16 protein-coding genes are annotated in these 25,914 nt (G+C 59.8%); 12 read left to right on the forward strand and 4 right to left on the reverse strand.

Annotated elements, in window-relative coordinates; genetic code table 11:
• Positions 1 to 139 precede the first annotated feature (139 nt).
• From ACTJJ6_RS21590 to ACTJJ6_RS21610, 5 genes are all read left to right on the forward strand, one after another.
• On the forward strand, positions 140 to 1,708 hold the full coding sequence (locus ACTJJ6_RS21590; protein ID WP_440802845.1) for an ABC transporter substrate-binding protein: 1,569 nt from the start codon (positions 140 to 142) through the stop codon (positions 1,706 to 1,708).
• Between the two features lie 289 nt (positions 1,709 to 1,997).
• The gene (gene pyrB, locus ACTJJ6_RS21595; RefSeq protein WP_004933375.1) at positions 1,998 to 2,933 is read left to right on the forward strand and encodes an aspartate carbamoyltransferase; all 936 of its coding nucleotides are present in this window, start codon (positions 1,998 to 2,000) and stop codon (positions 2,931 to 2,933) included.
• 12 nt (positions 2,934 to 2,945) lie between these two features.
• Positions 2,946 to 3,410 (forward strand): aspartate carbamoyltransferase regulatory subunit, encoded by a 465-nt coding sequence (gene pyrI / locus ACTJJ6_RS21600; protein WP_004933377.1) that lies wholly within the window; start codon positions 2,946 to 2,948, stop codon positions 3,408 to 3,410.
• Positions 3,411 to 3,508: 98 nt separating this feature from the next.
• Positions 3,509 to 3,895, forward strand: coding sequence for a 2-iminobutanoate/2-iminopropanoate deaminase (gene ridA / locus ACTJJ6_RS21605; protein WP_049300809.1), 387 nt, complete (start codon positions 3,509 to 3,511; stop codon positions 3,893 to 3,895).
• Between the two features lie 203 nt (positions 3,896 to 4,098).
• Positions 4,099 to 7,077, forward strand: coding sequence for an amino acid adenylation domain-containing protein (locus tag ACTJJ6_RS21610; RefSeq protein ID WP_440802850.1), 2,979 nt, complete (start codon positions 4,099 to 4,101; stop codon positions 7,075 to 7,077).
• Between the two features lie 36 nt (positions 7,078 to 7,113).
• Here ACTJJ6_RS21610 and ACTJJ6_RS21615 read toward each other — a convergent pair whose 3' ends face one another.
• A complete protein-coding gene (locus tag ACTJJ6_RS21615; protein ID WP_440802853.1) occupies positions 7,114 to 9,504 on the reverse strand; it encodes a beta-N-acetylhexosaminidase in 2,391 nt (796 codons plus the stop codon).
• 267 nt (positions 9,505 to 9,771) lie between these two features.
• Positions 9,772 to 12,480 (reverse strand): magnesium-translocating P-type ATPase, encoded by a 2,709-nt coding sequence (mgtA, locus tag ACTJJ6_RS21620; protein ID WP_440802856.1) that lies wholly within the window; start codon positions 12,478 to 12,480, stop codon positions 9,772 to 9,774.
• Positions 12,481 to 12,904: 424 nt separating this feature from the next.
• Here mgtA and treR point away from each other — a divergent pair, with 424 nt between their 5' ends.
• The 3 genes from treR (at position 12,905) to treC (ending at position 17,137) form a co-directional block, all read left to right on the forward strand.
• Positions 12,905 to 13,852 (forward strand): trehalose operon repressor TreR, encoded by a 948-nt coding sequence (gene treR, locus ACTJJ6_RS21625; RefSeq protein WP_016929286.1) that lies wholly within the window; start codon positions 12,905 to 12,907, stop codon positions 13,850 to 13,852.
• 137 nt (positions 13,853 to 13,989) lie between these two features.
• Positions 13,990 to 15,405, forward strand: a complete 1,416-nt coding sequence (gene treB, locus ACTJJ6_RS21630; RefSeq protein WP_033638875.1) for a PTS trehalose transporter subunit IIBC — start codon at positions 13,990 to 13,992, stop codon at positions 15,403 to 15,405.
• 67 nt (positions 15,406 to 15,472) lie between these two features.
• Complete coding sequence (gene treC, locus ACTJJ6_RS21635; RefSeq protein ID WP_176063766.1) at positions 15,473 to 17,137, forward strand: alpha,alpha-phosphotrehalase; 1,665 nt, start codon at positions 15,473 to 15,475, stop codon at positions 17,135 to 17,137.
• Positions 17,138 to 17,165: 28 nt separating this feature from the next.
• Here the strand turns inward: treC and ACTJJ6_RS21640 are convergent, their stop codons facing one another.
• Complete coding sequence (locus ACTJJ6_RS21640) at positions 17,166 to 17,690, reverse strand: NAD(P)H-dependent oxidoreductase (protein WP_115435457.1); 525 nt, start codon at positions 17,688 to 17,690, stop codon at positions 17,166 to 17,168.
• Between the two features lie 105 nt (positions 17,691 to 17,795).
• Between ACTJJ6_RS21640 and ACTJJ6_RS21645 the strand changes: the two genes are divergently transcribed.
• The 4 genes from ACTJJ6_RS21645 (at position 17,796) to ACTJJ6_RS21660 (ending at position 23,075) form a co-directional block, all read left to right on the forward strand.
• Positions 17,796 to 18,710 carry a LysR family transcriptional regulator gene (locus tag ACTJJ6_RS21645; RefSeq protein WP_206195119.1) on the forward strand — a complete coding sequence of 305 codons (915 nt, stop codon included), beginning with the start codon at positions 17,796 to 17,798 and terminating at the stop codon, positions 18,708 to 18,710.
• Between the two features lie 244 nt (positions 18,711 to 18,954).
• Positions 18,955 to 21,093, forward strand: coding sequence for an anaerobic ribonucleoside-triphosphate reductase (gene nrdD / locus ACTJJ6_RS21650; RefSeq protein WP_102985537.1), 2,139 nt, complete (start codon positions 18,955 to 18,957; stop codon positions 21,091 to 21,093).
• A 168-nt stretch (positions 21,094 to 21,261) separates the two neighbouring features.
• On the forward strand, positions 21,262 to 21,726 hold the full coding sequence (gene nrdG / locus ACTJJ6_RS21655; RefSeq protein ID WP_164052157.1) for an anaerobic ribonucleoside-triphosphate reductase-activating protein: 465 nt from the start codon (positions 21,262 to 21,264) through the stop codon (positions 21,724 to 21,726).
• 431 nt (positions 21,727 to 22,157) lie between these two features.
• Positions 22,158 to 23,075, forward strand: a complete 918-nt coding sequence (locus ACTJJ6_RS21660) for a hypothetical protein (RefSeq protein WP_440802865.1) — start codon at positions 22,158 to 22,160, stop codon at positions 23,073 to 23,075.
• Positions 23,076 to 23,577: 502 nt separating this feature from the next.
• Here ACTJJ6_RS21660 and ACTJJ6_RS21665 read toward each other — a convergent pair.
• On the reverse strand, positions 23,578 to 25,701 hold the full coding sequence (locus tag ACTJJ6_RS21665; RefSeq protein WP_440802866.1) for a hypothetical protein: 2,124 nt from the start codon (positions 25,699 to 25,701) through the stop codon (positions 23,578 to 23,580).
• Positions 25,702 to 25,914: the final 213 nt, after the last annotated feature.

The raw sequence follows: 25,914 nt of genomic DNA on the forward strand, positions 1-25,914 counted from the left end.
TATCAAATAGCGCATTGACCTTTGCCCGCCGCCGGCAAAGGTTCTACCGTGACAGGCCGACGGCGCCCGCGCCGTAAAAACCAACGATAACAAACCGTTCGCAGCGCCGCCCAGCGGCGCCTTCAGGGGATACACACCGATGAAAGCCAAACTCTTGCCGCTGTTCCTGCTCGCCGCCCTGCCCGCCGCCGCGTTGGCCGCCACGCCGCCGAATACGCTGGTGGTGGTGCAATCGCTGGATGACATCGTCAGCCTCGATCCGGCGGAAGCCAACGAACTCTCCAGCATCCAGACGGTGCCCAGCCTGTATCAGCGGCTGGTGCAGGCGGATCGCGACGATCCGGCCAAGGTGGCGCCGGTGCTGGCGGAAAGCTGGCGGGGCGATGCGGCGGCCAAAACGCTGACGGTGAAGCTGCGGCCGCAGGCGGCGTTCGCCTCCGGCAACCCGCTGACCTCCGACGACGTGATCTTCTCCTACAGCCGCGCGGTGAAAATGAACAAGTCGCCGGCGTTCATCCTCAACGTGCTCGGCTGGCAGCCGGACAACATCGACGCGCAGCTCAAGAAGATCGACGAACATACCGTGCAGCTGCGCTGGACGGCGGACGTCAGCCCGGCGGTGGCGCTGAATATCCTCTCGACGCCGATCGCCTCGATCGTCGACAGCAAAGCGGCGCTGGCCAACGTCAAAGACGGCGACTTCGGCAACGCCTGGCTGAAGATGCACTCTGCCGGCAGCGGTCCGTTCAAGATGCGCGTCTATCAGCCGCACCAGGCGATCGTGCTGGACGCCAACCCCACCACGCCGGGCGACAAGCCGCAGCTGAAAAACATCATCATTAAAAACGTGCCGGATCCGGCCACCCGCCGCCTGCTGCTCCAGCAGGGCGACGCCGATATCGCCCGCGAACTGGGCGCCGACCAGACCGACACGCTGAAGAACCAGCCGGGCGTCAAGGTGCTGGAGATCCCGTCCGCCGAGCAAAACTATCTGGTGTTCAACACCGGCAACGGCGCCAACCCGCTGCTGAACAACCCGGCCTTCTGGGAAGCGGCGCGCTACCTGGTGGATTATCAGGGCATCACGAAGGATCTGCTGAAGGGCCAATACTTCGTGCACCAGAGCTTCCTGCCGGTCGGGCTGCCGGGCGCGCTGGAGACCAACCCGTTCAGCTACGATCCGGCCAAGGCGAAAGCCATCCTGGCCAAGGCGGGCATCACCCACGCCGCCTTTACGCTGGACGTGGAGAACAAACCGCCGTTCATCACCATCGCGCAGGCGCTGCAGGGCAGCTTCGCCGCCGCCGGCGTGAAGATCGAGCTGCTGCCGGCCGCGGGCAGCCAGGTTTACTCGCGCGTGCGCGCCAGGCAGCATCAGGCGGCGATCCGGCTGTGGATCCCGGATTACTTCGACGCCCACTCCAACGCCAGCGCCTTCGCTTACAACGACGGCAAGAGCAGCACGGTGGCCGGGCTGAACGGCTGGCAGATCCCGCAGTTGAATAAGCAGACGCTGGCGGCGCTGGCCGAAGCCGATCCGGCCAAGCGCCGCGCGCTGTACACCGCCATGCAGCAGGAGCTGCAGCGCAGTTCGCCGTACGTGTTTATCGATCAGGCTAAAACCGAAGTGGTGCTGCGCGACAACGTCAAAGGCTATCAACAAGGGTTGAACGCCGACATGGTCTACTACGATCGCGTCAGCAAATAGCCGGCGAGCGGCCATCGCCGGCCAATCGATTGCGGGGCGGCAAAAAACGGCGTTTTAGCGCTTGCAGTGGCGAAAAGCGCGAGTATAATGCGCCACAATTTGCCAGGAGAAAGCATGAAAAACGACGTTTGTTTTGTTAGCCGCAATCGACAAAACCGACTGCCTATCGGCGGCCAGCTGCCGTTGTTTCTCCTGTTGCTAAGCCGATCTTTTCAAGCCCCTCATTGAGGGGCTTTTTTTTGCCTTAAAAAGTCCCGCGCCACGGGCACGCGTCGAGGAGGAGTGAAAAATGGCCAACCCGCTGTATCACAAACACATCATCTCTATTAACGATCTCAGCCGCGAGGATCTGGAGCTGGTGCTGCGCACCGCCGCCGGTCTGAAAGCCAACCCGCAGCCGGAGCTGTTGAAACACAAGGTGATCGCCAGCTGCTTCTTCGAAGCCTCGACCCGTACCCGCCTGTCGTTCGAAACCTCGATGCACCGCCTCGGCGCCTCGGTGGTCGGTTTCGCCGACGGCAGCAACACCTCGCTCGGCAAGAAAGGCGAAACCCTGGCCGACACCATCTCGGTGATCAGCACCTACGTGGACGCCATCGTGATGCGCCATCCGCAGGAAGGCGCGGCGCGCATGGCCTCGGAGTTCTCCGGCAACGTGCCGGTGCTCAACGCCGGCGACGGCGCCAACCAGCACCCGACCCAGACCCTGCTGGATCTGTTCACCATCCAGGAAACCCAGGGCCGCCTGAGCAACCTCAGTATCGCCATGGTCGGCGACCTGAAGTACGGCCGCACCGTGCACTCGCTCACCCAGGCGCTGGCCAAGTTCGAAGGCAACCGCTTCTACTTCATCGCCCCGGACGCGCTGGCGATGCCGGCCTACATCCTGAAAATGCTGGAAGAGAAAGGCATCGAGTACAGCCTGCACGGCAGCATTGAAGAAGTGGTGCCGGAGCTGGATATTCTCTACATGACCCGGGTGCAGAAAGAGCGCCTCGATCCGTCCGAGTACGCCAACGTGAAGGCGCAGTTCGTGCTGCGCGCCGCGGATCTGGCCGGCGCGCGCGCCAACCTCAAGGTGCTGCACCCGCTGCCGCGCATCGACGAGATCGCCACCGACGTGGATAAAACGCCGCACGCTTACTACTTCCAGCAGGCGGGCAACGGCATCTTCGCCCGCCAGGCGCTGCTGGCGCTGGTGCTCAACGCAGATTTGGCTCTTTAAGGGGGAACCGCCATGACTCATGACAACAAACTGCAGGTCGAAGCGATCAAATGCGGCACGGTAATCGACCACATTCCGGCGCAGATCGGTTTCAAACTGCTGACGCTGTTCAAGCTGACCGCCACCGACCAGCGCATCACCATCGGCCTGAACCTGCCCTCCAACGAGCTGGGCCGCAAGGATCTGATCAAGATCGAGAACACCTTCCTGACCGAGCAGCAGGCCAACCAACTGGCGATGTACGCGCCGAAGGCCACGGTAAACCGCATCGACAACTATGAAGTGGTGCGCAAGCTGACCCTCAGCCTGCCGGACCACATCGACGGCGTGCTGACCTGCCCGAACGGCAACTGCATCAGCCGCAGCGAGCCGGTGGCGTCGAGCTTCAGCGTCAAATCGCGCGGCGGCGAAGTGCACCTGAAATGCCGCTACTGCGAAAAAGAGTTCGAGCATCAGGTGGTGTTGCAGGCCGACTAAGCCCGGCATGGGCGCCGGGAGATGGCGCTGTCATTCTCCCGGTGACGCCCTATAATGGGATTTCTGGATAGAACAATCCTCGTTTATCAGGAGAAAACATGTCACGTAACATCAGCACTGAACTCGCCCCGGCAGCCATTGGTCCTTACGTGCAGGGCGTTGATCTGGGCAGCATGATCATCACTTCCGGCCAGATCCCGGTCGATCCGAAAACCGGCGCCGTCGCCGACGACGTCGCCGCACAGGCGCGCCAGTCGCTGGAAAACGTCAAGGCGATCGTCGAAGCCGCCGGCCTGCTCGTTGCCGACATCGTGAAAACCACCGTGTTCGTGAAAGACCTGAACGACTTCGCCACCGTCAACGCCGCGTACGAAGCCTTCTTCACCGAGCACAGCGCGCCGTTCCCGGCCCGCTCCTGCGTAGAAGTGGCGCGTCTGCCGAAAGACGTGAAGATCGAAATCGAAGCCATCGCCGTGCGTCGTTAATCGACGCGCACGCGAATCACGGTCAGCTTCGGCTGGCCGTTTTTATTGATAATAATTTTTTAACCCAATTAATTTATAGCGATAGCGTAATATCGTTCACATTTACAATTCCCTAATAAAAATACGCCTATAATTGTTTTTCACCCGGCCGGGTCATTGCTGTTTCATTTCGTTCACTTCGTGAATAATGACAGGAGATAACCATGGCACCTAGCGTATTGGATTATTTTATCCAACAAGCTTCCCGTTATCCGGAAAAACTTGCCGTCGTCGGCGATAATAAGCGCCTGACCTACCGTCAATTGGATGAAGCCAGCAGCGCACTGTGCGCGCTGTTGCTACGGCGGGGCGTGGCGCCCGGCAGCTATGTGCCGCTCGTCACGCTGCGCACGCCGGAAATGCTGATCGGTATGTTGGCGATCGTCAAAGCCGGCGCAGGCTATATTCCCATCGACGCCCGTTACCCGGAAAAAAGAATACAGGATATCGTTACGCAAAGCGGTTCCCCTTTAATACTCGCCAGCAACGCGACGATAGCGCTTTCGGAAAATAACTTCAGCGAGGATATTATTTATATTGATAATATATCAATTTCTCCGCAGGAGAATATAACGTTAATTTCTCCGTCTCCCGATGCCATCGTTTATCTCATTTTCACTTCAGGCACCACCGGCAAACCGAAAGGTGTGCTGATAGAACATCAGTCGCTGCTGAATTTAATTCTCTGGCATAACAAGCAATTCGCTATGGATGCCGAAAGTCGTTCTACGCTGATCGCCGGCTTGAGTTTCGACGTCGCGCAATGGGAGATCTGGTCGCCTCTGACCAGCGGCGGCACATTGTATCTGCCCCCGGAAGACGCTCGCCTGCAGCCGGAAGTCCTGCTGGCCTACTTTGCCGAACAGGGCATTACCCACGCCAGCCTGCCCGCCGTACTGGTCGCCGAAGTGGTCGGCGCGCCGCAACCGGCCAATCTGGCGCTGCGGTATCTGTTCAGCTCAGGGGAGAAACTTCATCCGGTCGATCTGCGCGGCATCGATTATTCATTGATCGATTACTACGGCCCGACGGAAGCCACCATCTTCGCCACCTGCAACCGGGTGGCTTGCGCCACGCAAAACCCGCCCGCCAGCATTGGGCGGCCCATCGGCGATACCGAAATCTTCATCCTCGATGACCGACTGCAGCCCGTGATCGGCGATCGCCCCGGCGAGCTGTATATCAGCGGCCGCTGTCTGGCCCGCGGCTACCTGAACATTCCGGCGTTGACCGCCGAGCGCTTCATCACCCCGCCTCACTTCGCCGGATTGCGCCTGTACCGCAGCGGCGATCGGGCTCGTTGGCTGGCGGATGGCCGCATTCAATATCTGGGCCGTATCGACGATCAGGTCAAAATCCGCGGCAATCGCATTGAACTGGGCGAAATCGAAAACGCCATGCTGCAGGTTGCGGGCATCCGTAAAGCGGTGGCCGCCGTGGCGACGGCAGATGATCCGCTGGGCAAGAAAATCGTGGCGTTTCTGGTCGCGGAGTGTGACGGCGAAAACGTGATCGCACGCGTCCGACAGAAACTGAAAGAAACGCTGCCCACCGCATTTCTGCCCGCCGATTATCGTTTACTGCAACACATGCCGCTGAACAACAACGGCAAAATCGACAAAGCGGCTCTGTTGGCGCATTACCAACCGGTCAGCGCCGGCGTTGCGCAGCCGCTGACCGCCGATCAGCGCATCGTCGCCGATCTCTGGCGTTCGTTGCTGAAAGTGGAACAGCCCGCAACCAACGATGATTTTTTCTCGCTGGGCGGCCATTCGCTGTTGGCGGCCAAGCTGATGACGGCGCTGGCCGAGGCATTTGCCGTCGAGACTTCGGTGCACGACATCTATGAATATCCCACTCTGGGCGCCCTGGCGCAGGCACTGGCACAACGCAGAGACCGGCAACCGACACAGCGGCAAGGCGAAGCGCGTGCCTTACAGGATGATGTGTATTTGCCGTCGGATCTCGTCATCGATCCGACGTTCGATCCGCGGCAAATCAGCGCGCCGCGCGCCATTTTGCTGACCGGCGCCACCGGCTTCGTCGGCGCGCATCTGTTGGCCGATCTGCTGCGCACCACCGACGCCGAGCTGTACTGTCTGGTGCGCGACGGCGCCAAACTGCCGCCGAGACAGCGGCTGGAGGCGGTGCTGCAGCGCTACCGGATCGCGCTGAACGCCAGCCAGCACGCGCGCATTCATATCGTGCCTGGCAACGTAGCGGAACACGACTTTTCGCTGACGCCGGCGGCCTACAGGGCGTTAAGCCGAGATATCGATCTGATTTACCATTCGGCCAGCGCGGTGAATTTTATCCAGCCTTACGCCTACATGAAGCGCGACAACGTGCAGGGCCTGCGGGAAATCATTCGCTTCGCGGCGCATAGCCGCACCAAGCCGCTGATGCTGCTGTCGACCATCTCCGTATACAGCTGGGGGCATCTGCACACCGGCAAGCGGGTGATGCGGGAAAGCGACGATATCGACCAAAACCTGCCGGCGGTCAGCCGCGATATCGGCTACGTGCGCAGCAAATGGGTGATGGAGAAAATCGCCGATTTGGCGGCGGCGCAAGGCCTGCCGCTGATGACCTTCCGCCTGGGCTACGCCACCTGCCACAGCCGTACCGGCGTCAACGCCGATTATCAATGGTGGGGACGGCTGGTGAAAACCTGCATCAGCAGCGGCACGGTACCGGATTTACGGGATATGCGCGAAGGGTTGACCACGGTGGATTACATGACCCGGGCCATCGCCCACGTCTCTCGCAACCCGCAGGCGCTGGGGCAGAAATTCAACCTGATCCATCAAGGTGACAATAATCTGACGCTGCGTGAGTTTTTCAGCCTGCTGGAGCGCGAGTTCGGTTATCGTTTTCGTCCCTTGCCCTTCGCACAGTGGCGGGCCCAATGGGAAAACGACAGCGACGCGCCGCTCTACCCGCTGCTCAGCCTGTTCAAGGATCCTATGGTGGACGAGCTATCGACGGTGGAGCTCTATCAAGACACCTATCGGTGGGACTGCAGCAACCTGCAACGCTTCCTGCAGGGCAGCGGTATCGATGAGCCGCGCTTCACCCGCCAGCTGCTGCTGAATTACCTGCAGCACGCCATCGGGTATGCGCCGCTGTCGCTACAGGCGTAACAAAACCGGGGCTCAACTGGCCGAGCCCCGTCACCCTCACTCCGTTTTAAGCCCCCGCAGCAGCGCCTCCAGCGGGTACACCGCGGCAATCACCACTTCGTCGCGCGTCTGCGCCGCCGCATCCAGCCGGCGCTGCGCTTGTTCGGCCTCGGCCCGGCTCAGCGGTTTGTCCTGCTGATGGCGATCCAGCAGCGTTAACCCCAATGCGGCCAGGGCATCCACGTCCTGCGCCACCGGCGCCAACTCCCGCAGCGTGCGGTTGCCCGCGATCGCCGTTTGCAATGCCGCGCCGTTCGCCTGCCAGCGCTGCAGCCGTTCGCGCAGCGCCTGCGCCGCCGCCTTATCGCGCTTATCCTTCAGCAGAGCCGCGACCTGGGCATGCATGGCGCGCACCGCCTCGCTCTCCGGCGGCAGCGCATCGGCAAAGCGGTTCAGCGGTTCGAACTGATGATAGTTGCCGGCCTGGAACTTCAGGTGCTGGCGGGTGTAATACTGCGCCGGTTCCACCGCCTCGGCCAGGATCTGCAGCGGCACGATCTGCACGCTGTTGCTCAGCCGGGTGAATTCGCGCGCCGTTTCCGCGTGCTGCTGCAGGCCGACCGACACCACCGACCAGGCGTCGATCGCCGCCAGCCGCCGGTACATGTTGCTTTCGTCGGTGACGTCCTGCGCCGACCACAGCCGCTCCGCCACCGCAAAGGCGCGCGGCCACAGCTTAAGATCGATCAGCGGCGCGCGCACGTTTTCCGCCCACAGCGCCGCTTCCCCGCCGAGAATGTTGGCCTGCCCCTTCTCATCCGGCACCACCGGCATCTTGCCCGCTGGCGCCGCCGCCAGTTTCTCGCCCTGGGTGGGGTAACGCACGTTGCCGACCAACGTATAGCCGCTGAGCTTGTCCTGTTGCAGCGTAAACACCGGCCGTGTGTCGCCCATCCAGGTATCGACGCGGAACGTCACCAGCTGCGGCGTGCGCCAGACGATATCGTGCACCGCGCGGCGCGATTTGCCGTTGAAATCGATAAAGCCGCGCCAGCCCTGCTTGCCCTCGATCAGCGTGAAGCTGCCCTCCACCGCGCTGCCCTTCAGGCGCGGCATGCTGAAACGCCAGCTTTGTGCCTGCTCGCCGGGTTGTACCGCCGTCTCAACCCCCAGCGGCTGCGGCAGAATTTCATTGCGGTAGTGATAGGCGGTGCTTTGCGGCTGATCGAGGTAGAAACCGGTGGAGAGGATGCCCTGATAGCCATCCTGCGCGCTGGCGCCCAGCGAGTCTTGCCCTTGCCAGGACTGAATGACGATCGAACGCGGCAGCGACGGATGGTAGATCTCGTCCCAGCCGACCATCTGCCGCTGGTGCTTCTCGAGGATCTTTTCCAGCTTCTGGTTGAAGTAGGCCTGCAGCGCATGGGTATCCGCCAGCCCGTTCTGCTGCATAAACGCCTGAATCGACGGCGACGCCCGCCACTGGCTGGCGTCCACTTCGTCGCCGCCGATGTGCAGATAAGGATCGGGGAAGATCGCCGCCAGCTCGCCGACGATCGTATCGACAAACTGATAAACCTCGTCGCGGGTTGGATCGAGCGTCGGCTTATGCACGCCCCACTCGCGCTCCATGCGATACGGCCCCGGCGCGCTCATCAGGTCGGGATAGGCCACCGCGATGCTGGAGGCGTGCCCCGGCATGTCGATCTCCGGCACCACGCGAATGCCGCGCGCCGTGGCGTAAGCCACCACCTGCTGCATTTGCTCACGGGTGTAGAACTGGCCGTCGCTGGCCTGCTGCTGCAATTTAGGGTAATGCTCGGAGGCGAAGCGCCAGCCCTGATCGTCGGTCAGGTGCCAGTGGAATACGTTGAGCTTGGCCGCCGCCATGCCGTCGAGCTGGCGCAAAATGTCCGGCAGCGGCAGGAAATGGCGCGCCGAATCCAGCAGCACGCCGCGCCACGGAAAACGCGGCACGTCGCGAATATCCACCAATGGCAGGAAAGTGTTTTGCCCGTCGGTCTGCAGCAGTTGCAGCAGGGTCTCCATGCCGCGCAGCGCGCCGAAGCGGGTGTTGGCGGTCAGCGTGGTGCCCTGCGGTGTGACCGCCAGCCGGTAACTCTCATCGCTGCCCGGCAGCGGCTGCGCCGCCACCCGATCCTTGATCACCACCTTGATCGCCGCGCCGTTTGCTTCTTCCCTCGGCGCCAGCGTCCAGCCGGTCTGCAGTTCGATGCGCTGGCGCCAGCGCGGCAGCGCGTCACCCAAGTCGTCACCCTGCAGCGTCAGGGACAAACGGTGATCCAAAACCAGCTTGCCCGCCGGTTGCGTCACTTCCACCTGCTGCGGCCAGGGCATCAGCGGCAAATCACCCGCCGGCTGCGCCAGCGCGCCGCAAGAAAACCATAACGATGAAGCCAGTAGCGTATAACGGAAAGGTCTGTGCATCGGAAATTCCTCAGAGGAAAAAAACAAAATATCCCCAATGAATTTCAAACCACCGCTAGGCGGCAAGCGCCCGCATCCCCAGGCGCTTAGGTCTGCTAAGTAACTGGGGGGCGGGCGTACAGCCAACAACGCGGTGGCTTGAAAGGCGCAGGGGAAAACAGCCAACGCTGTAGATAAAGACTCAGCACAGAACAGATGTCCAACCGTTGCGGTGAAAAAGCGGACGGGATCACAGTTGCCCCCTCCCGGCCGGAGGGGGAGAACGGGTTATTGCCAGCCGTAGCGGCGCACGAACCAGCCTTTCACGCACTGGGTCAGCACCATGTAACCGGCGAGGATCAGCACCAGCCACGGGAAGTAGCCGAGCGGCAGCGCCTGCAGCTGCAGGAAGCCGGCCAGCGGTGAGAACACCAGGCCGATGCCGGTGGCGATCACCGCCAGCGTCATGATGCACAGCGGCCAGGACGGGCGGCTCTGGATAAACGGAATTTTGCGCGTGCGGATCATGTGCACGATCAGCGTCTGCGACAGCAGCCCTTCCACGAACCAGCCGGACTGGAACAGCGTCTGCATGTCCGGCGTATTGGCCTTGAATACCCACCACATCAGGCTGAAGGTCAGCACGTCGAAAATTGAACTGATCGGCCCAAAGAACACCATAAACCGCCCCAGATCGGCGGAGTTCCAGCGCTGCGGCTGGGTGATCTGATCGTCGTCGACGTTATCGAACGGGATGGCGATCTGCGAGATGTCGTACATCAGGTTCTGAATCAACAGGTGCAGCGGCAGCATCGGCAGAAACGGCAGGAAGGCGCTGGCGATCAGCACGCTGAACACGTTGCCGAAGTTGGAGCTGGCGGTCATCTTGATGTATTTCAGCATGTTGGCGAAGGTGCGGCGCCCTTCGATCACCCCCTGCTCCAGCACCATCAGGCTTTTTTCCAGCAGGATGATGTCCGCCGCTTCCTTGGCGATGTCCACCGCCGAATCGACGGAGATGCCGATATCGGCCGCGCGCAGCGCCGGCGCGTCATTGATGCCGTCGCCCATAAAGCCCACCACGTGCCCCTGGCGGCGCAGCAGTTTGACGATGCGCTCCTTGTGCAGCGGCGTCAGCTTGGCGAACACCGTGGTGCGCGCCGCCGCCTGCGCCAGCTGCTCGTCGTCCATCTGCTCGATCTCGCTGCCGCGCAGCAGATGATCGGCCTCGAGCCCGACGTCACGGCACACTTTGGCGGCCACCAGCTCGTTGTCGCCGGTGAGGATCTTCACCGTGACGCCGTTCTGTTTCAGCGCCGCCAGCGCCGGTGCGGTGCTTTCCTTCGGCGGATCGAGGAAGGCGACGTAGCCTTCGAGGATCAGATCCGACTCGTCCGCCACGCCGTATTCATGGGTTTGCGCCGGCAGGATCTTGTTGGCCACTGCTACCACCCGCAGCCCCTGCTGGTTGAGATCGTCGGTGATGCGGCGGATCCTCGCCAGCAGCGCCTCGCTCAGCGGGATCACCTCGTCTTCGTGGCGCACGTGGCTGCAAATCGCCAGCATCTCTTCCAGCGCGCCCTTGCACACCAGCTCGTGATACTCGTTGTCTTTGGCCACCACCACCGACATGCGGCGGCGCACGAAGTCGAACGGGATCTCATCCACCTTACGGTAGTTTTGCAGCGCCTCCGGCTGCCGGTTCTGCTCCGCGCAGCTCAGCACCGCCACGTCGAGCAGGTTTTTCAGCCCGGTCTGGTAGAAGCTGTTCAGCCAGGCGTAGCGCAGCACCCGCTCGCTGCCGGCGCCGAACGCATCGGTATGGCGCTCCAGCACGATCTTGTCCTGGGTCAGGGTGCCGGTCTTGTCGGTGCACAGAATATCCATGGCGCCGAAGTTCTGGATGGCGTCCAGCCGTTTGACGATCACCTTCTGGCGCGACAGCTTCACCGCCCCTTTGGCCAGCGTCGAGGTGACGATCATCGGCAGCATCTCCGGCGTCAGCCCGACCGCCACCGACAGCGCGAACAGCGCCGCCTCCCACCAGTCGCCCTTGGTGTAGCCGTTGATCAGCAGCACGATCGGCGTCATCACCAGCATAAAGCGGATCAGCAGCCAACTGACCTTGCTGATGCCGCTCTGGAAGGCGTTCGGCTGCTCATCCTGGCTGGTGACGCGCTGCGCCAGCTGGCCGAAATAGGTGCCGCCGCCGGTACCAATCACCATCGCCAGCGCGGTGCCGCTGACCACGTTGGTGCCCATGAAGCACAGGTTCTGGCAGTCGAGCGGATCGGCCGCCAACAATTGCGGCGCGGCGGATTTCTCCACCGGCAGCGATTCGCCGGTCAGCGCCGCCTGGCTGATGAACAGATCCTTGGCCGACAGCACGCGCAGATCCGCCGGGATCATGTCGCCGGCCGCCAGCTTGATGATGTCGCCCGGCACCAGCTGTGCGATCGGCAGCTCCACGTGTTCGCTCTTGCCGGTGTGCGCGTCGCTGCGGATCACCGTGGCGGTGTTGCTCACCATGGCCTTCAGCGCATCGGCCGCCCGGTTGGAGCGCGCCTCCTGGATGAAGTTCAGCAACGTGGAGATCAGCACCATCAGCGCGATCACCAAGGCGCCGGTGAGATCCTCGGTAGCGTAAGAGATCATGCCGAGCGCGGTCAGCAGCAGGTTGAACGGGTTGCGGTAGCAGTGCCACAGGTGCTGCCACCAGGCCTCTTTCTGCTGATCGTCGATGACGTTCTCGCCGCAGCGCCGGCGAACCTGTTCCGCCTCATGGGCGGTGATGCCTTCCGGGTGGCTGTGAAAACGCTCAAACAGCTGCATCGTCTCTGCGGCGGCGCATGCCAGCCGCTGCTGCGCCAGGCCGGCAGGCATATCGCGCGCAGCGCCGCTGACGCCGTCCAGCAAGCTGTCGCGGCGCACCAAACGGCGCGGGAGGCTGCGGGCGAACAGGCCCAGCAGCTGACGGGGGAGTTTTTTCAGTTTCATGGTTCGCACCTCGTCGCCCGGTGCCTCACGGCAGCGGGTAAACGGGGATCGTCATCGGCCGGGCGGATGGCGGGTGCGCCAAAAAGCCTCTGCCAACGCAGATCCTTATTATTTTTTTCAGCAGCAGGAGCGAACGACGAAGCGCGCGCTACCGGTTACCGTGATGTACTTCACCGGTAAAACAGCAGCGCCAGGCGGAGAGGTTTTACCGGAGAACCGAGTGAGTGTCTAAAGCAGTCGGGTCGGGGTCCATATGGGGTATAACCTCCGGTAAAGGGAAAAACAGAGCGGCAGGAGCGGCCGTTCAGCGCAGTGCAACAATCCCGTTTTGCATCAAGATCCCCGTAGGAAAATGAGCTATGCTGACGGGCATTGTTTTACAGGCCGTTATGTTACGCCTGTCCACTTCAACGAAAAGTAAACCATGCAAAACCGGCTGACCATCAAGGACATCGCACGCCTGAGCGGCGTAGGCAAATCCACCGTCTCACGCGTGTTGAACAATGAAGGCAGCGTGAGCCCGCAAACCCGTGAACGGGTGGAAGCGGTGATCCGTCAGCAAGGGTTTACCCCCTCCAAGTCGGCGCGCGCCATGCGCGGCCAGAGCGACAAAGTGGTGGGCATCATCGTTTCTCGTCTCGATTCGCCGTCGGAGAACCAGGCGGTGCGCACCATGCTGCCGCTGCTGTACCAGCAGGGCTTCGATCCGATCGTGATGGAGAGCCAGTTCGAAACTCGTCTGGTGCAGGAGCATCTGCACGTACTGCATCAGCGCAACGTCGACGGCGTGATCCTGTTCGGCTTCACCGGCCTGACCGCGGCGATGCTCAAGCCGTGGCAGGAAAAAATGGTGGTGATGGTGCGCGAATATGACGGCTTCTCGTCCGTCTGCTATGACGACGCCGGCGCGGTGAACCTGTTGATGGATCGCCTGTATCAACAAGGGCATCGGCATATTGGCTATCTGGGGGTGCAGCTCAGCGACGCCACCACCGGCCAGCGCCGCTATCAGGCCTATCTCGACGCCTGTGAACGCCTCACGCTCACGCCGCGCGCCACGCTGGGCGAGCTGAGCTACCAGAGCGGTTTCCAGCACGCCGCCGAAGTGATCGATGCGCACACCAGCGCGCTGATTTGCGCCTCCGACAGCATCGCCCTGGGGGCGATCAAATACCTGCAACAACAGCCGGCGCGCGCCATCCAGGTATGCGCCATCGGCAACACCCCGCTGCTCAGCTTCCTGTTCCCCGACACCCTGTCGGTGGAGTTCGGCTACGGCAGCGCCGGCCTGTTGGCGGCGCAGCAGCTGCTGGCGCAGCTCAGCGGCGAACAGGGGATCCGCCGCCTGGTGGTGCCCAGCAAACTTTCCTGACGACCTGCTTAGAAGTTGACCATTTTTTGTCATTTTGTGATCCTCGCCCCAAACCGGGAACGTTCCCATTTCATTCAAAAAGCCGAGTGGCTAAGCTTTGATCATTACTCAGTCAACACCTCTGCAGGTATCCCATAATGAGCAAAGTAAAACAGCAGGATATTGATCGCCTGATTGTTTTGGTCGGCGGCCGCGAGAACATCGCCACCGTCAGCCATTGCATTACCCGGCTGCGTTTCGTCCTCAACGATCCCAATAAGGCGAAACCGAAAGAGATCGAAGCGCTGCCGATGGTCAAAGGGTGCTTCACCAACGCCGGGCAGTTCCAGGTGGTGATCGGCACCGACGTCGGCGACTACTATCAGGCCCTGATCGCCAGCACCGGCGTCAACGAGGCCGACAAGGAACAGGCCAAGGTGGCCGCGCGCCAGAACATGACCTGGTCTGAGCGCACCATCTCCCACTTCGCCGAAATCTTCTTCCCGCTGCTGCCGGCGCTGATCAGCGGCGGTCTGATCCTCGGCTTCCGCAACGTGATCGGCGACATCCCGATGTCCGGCGGCCAAACGCTGGCGCAGATGCATCCGGCGTGGAAAACCGTTTACGACTTCCTGTGGCTGCTCGGTGAAGCGATCTTCATGTTCCTGCCGGTGGCCATCTGCTGGTCGACGGTGAAAAAGATGGGCGGCACGCCGGTGCTCGGCATCGTGCTGGGCGTCACCCTGGTGTCGCCGCAGCTGATGAACTCCTACCTGCTCGGCCAGCAAACGCCGGAAGTGTGGAACTTCGGCTGGTTCGTGATCCAGAAAGTGGGTTATCAGGCGCAGGTGATCCCGTCGATCCTGGCGGGCATGGCGCTGGGCTGGATCGAAACCCGGCTGAAAAAGATCGTCCCCGACTATCTCTATCTGGTGGTGGTGCCGGTAGTTTCGCTGCTGCTGGCGGTGTTCCTGGCGCACGCGCTGATCGGGCCGTTCGGCCGCATGATCGGCGATGGCGTCGCCTGGGCGGTGAAAGCGGTGATGACCGGCAGCTTCGCGCCGGTGGGCGCCGCGCTGTTCGGCTTCCTGTATGCGCCGCTGGTGATCACCGGCGTGCACCAGACCACGCTGGCTATCGACATGCAGATGATCCAGAGCATGGGCGGCACCCCGGTGTGGCCGCTGATTGCGCTGTCCAACATCGCGCAGGCCTCGGCAGTGCTCGGCATCATCATCATCAGCCGCAAGGCCAACGAGCGTGAAATCTCGGTGCCGGCGGCGATCTCCGCCTACCTCGGCGTGACCGAACCGGCGATGTACGGCATCAACCTCAAATACCGCTTCCCGATGCTGTGCGCGATGATCGGCTCCGCGATCGCGGGCCTGATCTGCGGCCTGGACGGCGTAATGGCCAACGGCATCGGCGTCGGTGGCCTGCCGGGCATTCTGTCTATCAAGCCGCAGTTCTGGCTGATTTACTCGCTGGCGATTCTGGTGGCGATCGTCATCCCGCTGGTGCTGACCATCATGGTCTACAAACGCAAGGCCGCCCGCGGCGAGCTGCCGGTTTGATTCACGCAATATGAATGTAGGAGCCTGCTCGCGCAGGCTCGTTGTCACGATTCAAAGGTATTGATCTATGAGCAACCCAACCCCTTGGTGGCAGAACGGCGTCATCTACCAAATTTATCCGAAGAGTTTTCAGGACAGCACCGGCAACGGCTACGGCGATTTGGCCGGCGTGACCCGGCGGCTGGACTATCTGCAGGAGCTGGGCGTAGACGCCATCTGGCTGACGCCGGTCTACGTATCGCCGCAGGTGGACAACGGCTATGACGTGGCGGACTACTGCGCCATCGATCCGGCTTACGGCACGATGGCGGACTTCGAGCAGCTGGTCGCCGCCGCCCACCAGCGCGGCATCCGCATCGTGATGGACATGGTATTCAACCACACCTCGACCGAGCACCCGTGGTTCAAGGCCGCGCAGGATCGCCACAGCCCGTATCGTCAGTTCTACGTCTGGCGCGACGGCGAAGGTGAAACGCCGCCGAACAACTGGCGCTCCAAGTTCGGCGGCAACGCCTGGCAATGGCACGCCGACAGCGGCCAGTACTACCTGCACCTGTTCGCCACCGAGCAGGCGGATCTCAACTGGGAACACCCGCCGGTGCGCGAAGAGCTGAAGAAAGTGTGTCAGTTCTGGGCGGACAAAGGCGTCGACGGTCTGCGCCTCGACGTGATCAACCTGGTGTCCAAACAGCAGGACTTCCCGTCCGACAGCCAGGGCGACGGCCGCCGCTTCTATACCGACGGCCCGCGCATCCACGAGTTCCTGCAGGAGATGAGCCGCGAGGTGTTTCAGCCGCGCGGCCTGATGACGGTGGGCGAGATGTCTTCCACCACGCTTGAGCATTGCCAGCAGTACGCGGCGCAGAGCGGCGAAGAGCTGTCGATGACCTTCAACTTCCACCACCTGAAGGTGGACTACGCCGGCGGCGAAAAATGGACGCGGGCGGCGCCGGATTACGTGGAACTGAAGCAGATCTTCCGCCACTGGCAGCAAGGGATGCATAACCGCGCCTGGAACGCGCTGTTCTGGTGCAACCACGATCAGCCGCGCATCGTGTCGCGCTTCGGCGATGAAGGCGCACTGCGGGCGCCGGCCGCCAAAATGCTGGCGATGGTGCTGCACGGCATGCAGGGCACGCCTTATATCTACCAGGGTGAAGAGATCGGCATGACCAACCCCGGCTTCCGCGCCATCGAGCAGTATCGCGACGTGGAAAGCCTGAACATGTACGCTGAACTGCGCGCTCAGGGCCGCGGCGACGCCGAACTGCTGGCGATCCTGGCCGACAAATCGCGCGACAACGGCCGCACGCCGATGCAGTGGAGCGCCGCGCCGCACGCCGGTTTCACCACCGGCACGCCGTGGATCGGCTGCGCCGAGAACTACCCGCAGATCAACGCCGAAGCGGCGCTGGCCGACCTCGACTCGGTGTTTTACGCCTACCGCCAGCTGATCACCCTGCGCAAGCAGTATCCGCTGCTGACCTACGGCGACTATCAGGATCTGGCGCCGGAACACCCGGCGCTGTGGTGCTATCAGCGCAGCTGGAACGGCCAGCGCCTGCTGGTGGCGGCCAACCTGAGCCGCGAGCCGCAGGCCTGGGCGGCGGAAGGCGTGGAAGCCTCCGCGCAGTGGCGCCCGCTGATGAGCAACTACAGCGACTCAGCGGATCAGCCGCAGGCGCTGACGCTGCGGCCGTTCGAAGCGGTGTGGTGGCTGCTCGAAGACTGACCCCACAGGGCGCGGCGAGCGCTGCGCCCTACCATTTCCCCAGCAGCGCCGCCACCCCGGCGGCCTCTTGCGCCAACTGCTCATCGCTCATGTCGCTCACGCCCTGCACCAGATGCGGCGGCAGATAATCCATGCCGGTCAGGTTGGCCATGGCGTGGAACGGCAGCAGCAGATCCTGCACCGGATAACGGTTATACCCTTGCGCCGTATAAGCCTGCGCGTTGCCGCCGGTGCTCACCACCAGCTGCAGCGGCTTGCCGTGCAGCTGGGTGCCTGCGCTGCCGTAGGCGAAACCGTAGGTTAATACCGCATCCTGCCATTCGCTGAGGATCGCCGGCGAGCTGTACCAATAAAACGGGAACAGCATCACTACCGCATCATGGCTCTGCAGCAGTTCCTGCTCGCGCGCCACGTCGATGCGGTAATCCGGGTACGCGCGGATCAGTTCGTGAACGGTCACGTTGGGCAGCGGGCGTACGGCCTCGATCAACGCCTTATTAATGCGTGACTCGTCGGGGGTGCGGTGGGCGGTTAACACTAAAATGCGTGACATAACGATTCCTCGGTCATAAGAAGATGAGGGCATTTTTCCATTTCCGCCGCTTCGGGTGTAGGCTGTTAAAGGTCACTTCAATTTCAACCGAAAGTATCAACCACTATGTCGCTGCCCTTTGACGTGCACCGCCTGCTGCCGGCCTTCCTCGCCGCCGCACAGGCGCAAAATTTCTCCGCTGCCGCTCGCCAGCTGGGCGTGACGCCGGCGGCGGTCAGCAAAAACATCCGCGCGCTGGAAGAGAAGCTGGCGCTGCGGCTGTTTCAGCGCAACACCCACAACGTGCTGCTGACCGACGAGGGCAAAGCGCTGCTGGCGCAGGTGGCGCCGCTGTGGCAGGCATTGGCGGCGACGCTGGAAAGCGCCGGCGGCGAACGGCAGGCGCCTGCCGGGGTGGTGCGCATCACGATGATCCCCGGCTTCGGCCGCCAGATGCTGATGCCGTTGATCCCGCAATTTCTGGCGCGCTACCCGCAGATCGATCTCGATCTGTCGCTGGATGCGCGGGTGGTGAATCTGGTGGGCGAAGGTTTTGACGTCGGCATCGGCAGCCGGGTCGATCCCGACAGCCGGCTGGTGGCCCGCCCGCTCTACCCGATGCATATGGTGCTAGCGGCGTCACCCGACTATCTGGCGCGGCGCGGTGAACCGCAAACGCCGCACGATCTGCTGCGGCACGACTGCCTGCTGCACCGTAACCCGGCCAACGGCCGCCACGTCAAATGGCAGCTGCGCCATCAGGGCGAAACGCTGGCGCTGGATCTGAACGGCCGCCTGGTGGTCAGCCGCCCGGAGATGTTGCTGGATGCAGCGCTGGCCGGGCTGGGCATCGTCAACCTGGCGCACTGGTACGTCGAGAAACACTTCGAGCAGGGCACGCTGCGGCCGGTGCTGGCGGAATGCTGGCCGCGCCCGGTGCAGCTGTGGCTCTATTACGCTTCGGCGGATCTGCCGCCGCGGGTGCGCGTCTGGGTCGATTTTCTGCTGGAACATTTTCGCGATCGGCCGGCGGGCGATTGACGTCTGTTCAGCTTGCGCACGCTCTTCCGTTTTCCTTGTTCTACATCAAAAGAATCGCGCCAATATCTATATATAGTGCATTAAGAATTGCGAACACCTATATATAGTAGTTATCCACAAAATCATCCACACGCCGCCACAGCCCTTGCGCGCTGCGGCTTTGCCCTGTGGATAAGCGAAATTTGACGGTTGCTCGCCGCGTCAGGCGGGTATGAACGCTCCCTCGGGGAACAAGGAGTACAACGTGAAACCAGTAGTGATTAAGCGGGACGGTTGCCAGGTACCTTTTGACGAAGCGCGCATTGCGCAGGCCATCGAGCGCGCCGCGCTGGCGGTGGGCGTGGTCGACGCCGACTACTGCGCCACCGTCGCCCGCGTGGTCGCTCAGCGCATGGAGCAACAGCCGCGCGTCGATATCCACGAGATCCAGCAGGCGGTGGAAAACCAGCTGATGGCCGGCGAGTACAAACAGCTGGCGCGCGCCTATATCGAATACCGCCACGATCGCGACGTGGCGCGCGAGCTGCGCGGCCGCCTGAACCAGGAAATTCGCGGCCTGGTCGAGCAGAGCAACCGCGCGCTGCTGAACGAAAACGCCAACAAGGACAGCAAGGTGATCCCCACCCAGCGCGACCTGCTGGCGGGCATCGTCGCCAAACACTACGCCAAGCAGCACATCCTGCCGCGCGACGTGGTGCTGGCCCATGAACGCGGCGAAATTCACTACCACGATCTCGACTACTCGCCGTTCTTCCCGATGTTCAACTGCATGCTGATCGATCTGAAAGGCATGCTGACCAACGGCTTCAAGATGGGCAACGCCGAGATTGAGCCGCCGAAGTCGATCTCCACCGCCACCGCCGTGACCGCGCAGATCATCGCCCAGGTCGCCAGCCATATTTATGGCGGCACCACCATCAACCGCATCGATGAAATTCTGGCGCCGTTCGTCGACGAGAGCTTCCGCAAACACCTGCAGGTGGCGGAAGAGTGGCAGATCCCGGACGCCAAAGGCTATGCCATGGCGCGCACCGAGAAAGAGTGTTACGACGCCTTCCAGTCGCTGGAGTACGAGGTTAACACCCTGCACACCGCCAACGGCCAGACGCCGTTCGTCACCTTCGGCTTCGGCCTCGGCACCAGCTGGGAGTCGCGCCTGATCCAGCGCTCGATATTGAAAAACCGCATCGCCGGGCTGGGTAAAAACCGCAAGACCGCCGTGTTCCCCAAACTGGTGTTCGCCATCCGCGACGGCCTCAACCACCAGTACGGCGACCCGAACTACGACATCAAGCAGCTGGCGCTGGAGTGCGCCAGCAAGCGCATGTACCCGGACATCCTCAACTACGATCAGGTGGTGAAGGTCACCGGCTCGTTCAAAACGCCGATGGGCTGCCGCAGCTTCCTCGGCACCTACGAGCAGGACGGCGAGCTGGTGCACGACGGCCGCAACAACATCGGCGTCATCAGCCTCAACCTGCCGCGCATCGCGCTGGAGGCGATGGGCGATGAGTCGCGCTTCTGGACGCTGCTGGATCAGCGCCTGCAGCTGGCGAAAAAGGCGCTGATGACGCGCATCGCCCGGCTGGAAGGCATCAAGGCGCGGGTGGCGCCAATCTTGTACATGGAAGGCGCCTGCGGCGTGCGGCTCAAGGCCGACGACAACATCGCCGATATCTTCAAGCACGGCCGCGCCTCAATTTCGCTGGGCTATATCGGCCTGCACGAGACCATCAATGCGCTGTTCGGCGGCGAAAACCACGTGTATGACGACGAGGCGCTGCGCGCCAAAGCGGTGGCGATCGTCGCACGGCTGCGCGCCGCCGTCGACGCCTGGAAAGACGAGACCGGCTACGGCTTCAGCCTCTACAGCACGCCGAGCGAAAACCTGTGCGATCGCTTCTGCCGGCTGGACACCGCCGATTTCGGCGTGGTGCCGGGCGTCACCGACAAGGGCTATTACACCAACAGCTTCCACCTCGACGTGGAGAAGAAGGTCAATCCGTACGACAAGCTGGACTTCGAAGCGCCCTACCCACCGTTGGCCAGCGGCGGCTTCATCTGCTACGGCGAATACCCGAACCTGCAGCACAACCTGAAGGCGCTGGAAGACGTGTGGGACTACAGCTACAGCCGGGTGCCTTACTACGGCACCAACACGCCGATCGACGAGTGCTACGAATGCGGCTTCACCGGTGAATTCTCCTGCACCAGCAAAGGCTTCACCTGCCCGAAATGCGGCAACCACGATTCGGCCAAGGTCTCGGTCACCCGCCGGGTGTGCGGCTATCTCGGCAGCCCCGATGCCCGGCCGTTCAACGCCGGCAAGCAGGAAGAGGTGAAACGCCGGGTGAAACATCTCGGCAATGGGCAGCTCGGCTGAAAAGCGCCGTGCAGCCTATGCAGAAGCCTGTTCAACAGGCGTGATTGTCGCAGCCAGTTTGCCTTCGGCCAGCGCGCACCAACCGCAGCGTACACGCAGTACGTGAGGATTGGCAGCACTGCCCGGAGGCAAAATGGCCAGTAAAATAGCCTGATGGGCAGGCCTCACATGAATTATCACCAGTACTATCCAATCGACGTGGTCAACGGCCCCGGCACCCGCTGCACGCTGTTTGTCGCCGGCTGCGTGCACCAGTGCCCCGGCTGCTACAACAAAAGCACCTGGCGGCTCAACTCCGGCCTGCCGTTTACCCCGGCGCTGGAAGACCGCATCATCGCCGATCTGAACGATACGCGCGTGCCGCGCCAGGGGCTGTCGCTCTCCGGCGGCGATCCGCTGCACCCGGCCAACGTGCCGAGCATCTTAACGCTGGTGAAACGGGTGCGCGCCGAGTGCCCTGGCAAGGATATCTGGCTGTGGACCGGCTACCGGCTGGCGGAGCTGGACGCACAGCAAATGCAGGTGGTGGACAGGATCAACGTGCTGATCGACGGCAAGTTCGTGCAGGATTTGCAAGACCCGGCGCTGATTTGGCGCGGCAGCAGCAACCAGGTGGTGCATAGGTTGCGATGAGCTGATAGTACTCGCCACAACATGTGTTGGCTCAAGTACAACCAGATACGGCTGCGGCACAGAACAAAACCTGATCTGACAGGCGGCTTTGTGCCAGAAGCGGAAGTTACTAGGTTCGTACTACATGAATCATTGAGGAAAAGATCATACCGCTTGAAAGCATCGTACTAGGGACACAATTATCTTCATCGACGGTAAACGAACCTAAGCCATGTTGAAGAGAGTATCTTGGACTGACTGCCGAAATGTGATCAGCTTTAACTATCGTAATAAACAACCTGTAGGGGCATTTTTGTGCTATAAATCAAAAAAAATAAGATAACACAGCCACTTGAAATTATCTTTTCATTCTATAGTGATTTACAATGGCACTGAATAACGTGAATTACACATCTTTTGTCAAATAAATATATATGTGTGTGGGGGGGGATATGTTTGATGATTTTGATTTTAACCTACTAAGCTCTGATGAATTTAAAGAGGATTCAGTTAGAGAAGAGTTGATTTTACCAATTATTAAAGCTCTTGGTTATAAATCATCAGGAGATAGCCGTGTAATCAGGAGCAAAACGCTTACACATCCATTTGTCTCAATAGGTTCACAGCCAAGAAAGATTTCAATAGTACCGGATTATGTTTTCCTTTCTAACGACCGACCATATTGGATTCTTGATGCAAAGGCTCCTAATGAGAAAATAACCAAAAGCATGCACGTTGAGCAAGCCTATAGCTATGCTATACATCCAGAAATAAGGGCAGAAATGTATGCTTTGTGCAATGGAAATGAATTTGTTCTATATAGCATCCGGGAACTCCATCCAATACTCAGATTTTATTTAAAAGACATTAATAATCATTGGGAAAAATTATTTAGGATATTAAATCCAGATATTAAAGCTAATCCAGATATTTTGAATTATGCGCCTGATTTTGGAATTCACATTCGAAAAATGGGTTTGGTTAAAGATGGTTATTTTAGCGCCCCAGCTATAAACACTAAATTCATTAGTCGATTGAGCGAACGTTCATACACTTGCATATCTACAATACCCGGAGATATTGATATGGCCATTTCTCTGGACTTTAACAAAAAAACATTTAAACAACTACTTAAAGTACTTCCATCAGAACAAGCAAGTAAAATTAAACAGGCTTTAGGCCAACAGCCTTTTTATATAAGCTTCTCTGAAAACGACCCTGACGTAAAATTCGGAATCACAAGTAATATCAGTAATGAAATACATCACAATGCTGAAGAAAGCTACATTCCTTTCATAGTTAAAGAGGTATTTCCTTATAACAACTCCATCGACGAATGGGAAGAGTTAGCCAAAAGAGAAAGAGAGTGAATTGGTATTTCATATTTTGCATAAAATTTTTGGCAAATGATTATCACGTGTGAGTTCAAACCGGTGTAAGCCGGTTTTTTACAGTAATATGCTCCCAAATATGAACTACAGCATCCATTCATAATACATTGCTCAGCTCCCATTAAATTAGCTAACACTTTGCATTATAAGTAAAGCCACTTATCAGTGGTGAGGATAATTGCGAACTTCCACTTTTCGCTCAAAGCAGACCTTCAGCTCAGTTAGCCTGCCCACTCCGTGCCAACAGCGGACGTTAATGAGAACAATCTGTGGCAATCAACGGGGTGGGGTCAGTTCATAAATGACTCTGAGGTTTCTGTTAAACCTGTGGCGATTCAACTGACCTTTGATATTGCGGTTTCAAATCTACGTTATAAAGCTTCGCTCTTTGAGCCGATGCAGCCCAAACGAGGATACAGATTTGGCTGACTATAAACTTCTGCTTTTGAGCGAGTTGGAGCATGAATTTCTCCCCGAAGCATTAATCAGATTGGCGGCGAACCTCGATTTCAACAATGTGGCGAGGTGTTCGCCCAAGCCGAGGATCGCCGTTGGCGACGGCGATGATGTCCTCATGCTCGTCGCCAGCCCACAGGCCAACAAGCTCGTGCAGAAAAAAATCCGCGTAGGAGCAGCTAGCGTCGCGCACCTGCATCGCCAAAACCGTGGATTTGCTCGTGTGCAATTGGGTCAAATTTCTGACGAGCCGCGCTGGGGCAACCCAGAGAACCGGGCGAGGCGAGGCAGGAGTCGTGAATAGATAGTAGGCGTGTTCTGACTGCTTGAGTATGTCCTCGCACTGCTTCAGGTCGATGCCTACCGTCGAACTGAAGGCCCGTCCCGAATTAGTGCCTTTGCGCTTTTTCACCTGCATAAGGGTCGCACGCTGGACCACTGTTTCCCCCTTGTCCACGATACGGCTCAGGAACAGCACGTCTGCCCCCAGCGGAGCCCCGGCTGGTGTGTTTGCCCCTTCCTCTCGCTTGCTGGGTTGACGCACCTTCACTGTCAGGCTCGGATACGTCGCCCGCGTCGTAACCGAGAGTTGGCGCAACTGGCTGCTCGCGTTGCCAATCGCCTCCTTTGTCAGAGCCAGGAGGCGCGCCGTATGGGCCTCCTCGTCATCTCCCCAGGTCTCCGAATATTCGCGACAAAATTTTTCCTCCATCTGGCTAAGCGCCCTATGGATGAGGCGCTCCACGGAGGGGTCGCTCAGCCAAGTTTGGGCTCCTACGCTAGGCAACGCAGTAGCACCCTCGCCCCGGCCTACGGGCCCCTCCAGGTCCAGTGCCCCCTGCTTGGATCGCACTAGTCCCTTGCTCCTCAGTTGCAGTTGCCTTGCAGGAGTACCGACAAGCCGATTCGCAAATGCCAGATGCTCCTCGTCATCCATCAATCGCAAAAGCACTGGCTCAACTTCGGCAAATGCCGTCTGCTCGAGCCAAAGGCAGGCAAAATTGAGGAGCCCCTGGGCTAATTCAGGTTCATCATTAACCTGATCGAACAGATCCTGCCGCCAGGCCTCGCGGGCGGCCGGGCCTAGTTGGGTCCACAGCGTTTCTCGACCCCGCGGCTGGGATGGCAATTCTCTGAGGCTGGCAATGACGCTTTGCTGACTAGACCGCGCTGGGTCTCCAAACTCGTGCCAAGCCGCCGCAAGTGCGAGGTCCGAGGGTATAGTGTCCCCGGACAATTCAGCAAGCTTCGAGAAGGCTTTGGCAACGCACTCCTTGATATTGTTTTCCTTCTCTTTCTGCAAACGGACATTCCAGCGCAGGAACAAATTACGTACATCTTCCGGCAATATCTTGCAGCAATGTTGGATAAGCTTAGGAAAGACTGACGGATCTGCTCGTTCAAAAACCTGTTCGCAAGCCCACCGGGATGTCTGCACTGTCGGCGAATGCGCAAATAGAGAGGAGACGAACTCAAGCATTTCGCGGTTTGAATAGTCCGACGTCATGTCGATATTTTTTTCCAAGTAGTCGCGTACACGATGCCAATACTGCTGGACCAGTTGTTCGAAAGCCCAAGCATTCGCCCCCTGATGAGGGTCGACTAGTTGAAGAACATAGATGCAATCTTCCTCGGACGTATTGACCACCAACGCCTTCATGATCTGCTGATCGTCCAAATATTTATTCCGAGAATATGAACGGTTAGCGAGCAACCATTTAACCCAAAGCGCACGTGGCTCGATTTCCGCCACAATGATTTCACGTAAGCCCGGGGGCTCGCCATTAAGTATGCCATCCCAGAAGATATCCTGAGCGCGCCGGTAAGAATTTGGGTCCAAGATAGAGGACGACTTCTCGATCCCCGTGGATCCGTGTCCGAGAATTTTTAAGGTCAGCGCTATCTGCCCCTGCTGTGCCGCAGCCACGAATTCGGCCGTAAAGTGCTCACGCTCAGTTTGCGAATTATATAGCCAACTCGTATCCGTAAACCTGAGGTTCTCAGTTGATAGGTGGGAGTAGTCCAGACGAAGCATGTCTTTGTGGATGGTAAAATACCGTGCGAGGAATTCGACAAGCGGCTGTGCCCAACCTTCCAACAAAATACTGGCAGCTTCCAGTTTATCGTCGAAGTCAATATTTACGAACAAGATGATCTCCCTTTCCCGTAGCTGGCGCCGACGACCTTCGCCATGGTGATCTGCAAAATCTCAATAAGTCCACTATAGCCAAATCGCAGGCGGTTCAAGGAACCGCTTTTAGACAACAACAGACATTATAGAATTCCGTTGAACTTTTTATTACTTCTACCTAAACAAATTTGCATATTACCGATCCACTTTAGCCAGATCATGATTGACCTG

The organism is Serratia sp. 22278, from assembly GCF_052045405.1.
In the GTDB taxonomy this organism is placed as follows: Bacteria; Pseudomonadota; Gammaproteobacteria; order Enterobacterales; family Enterobacteriaceae; genus Serratia; species Serratia marcescens.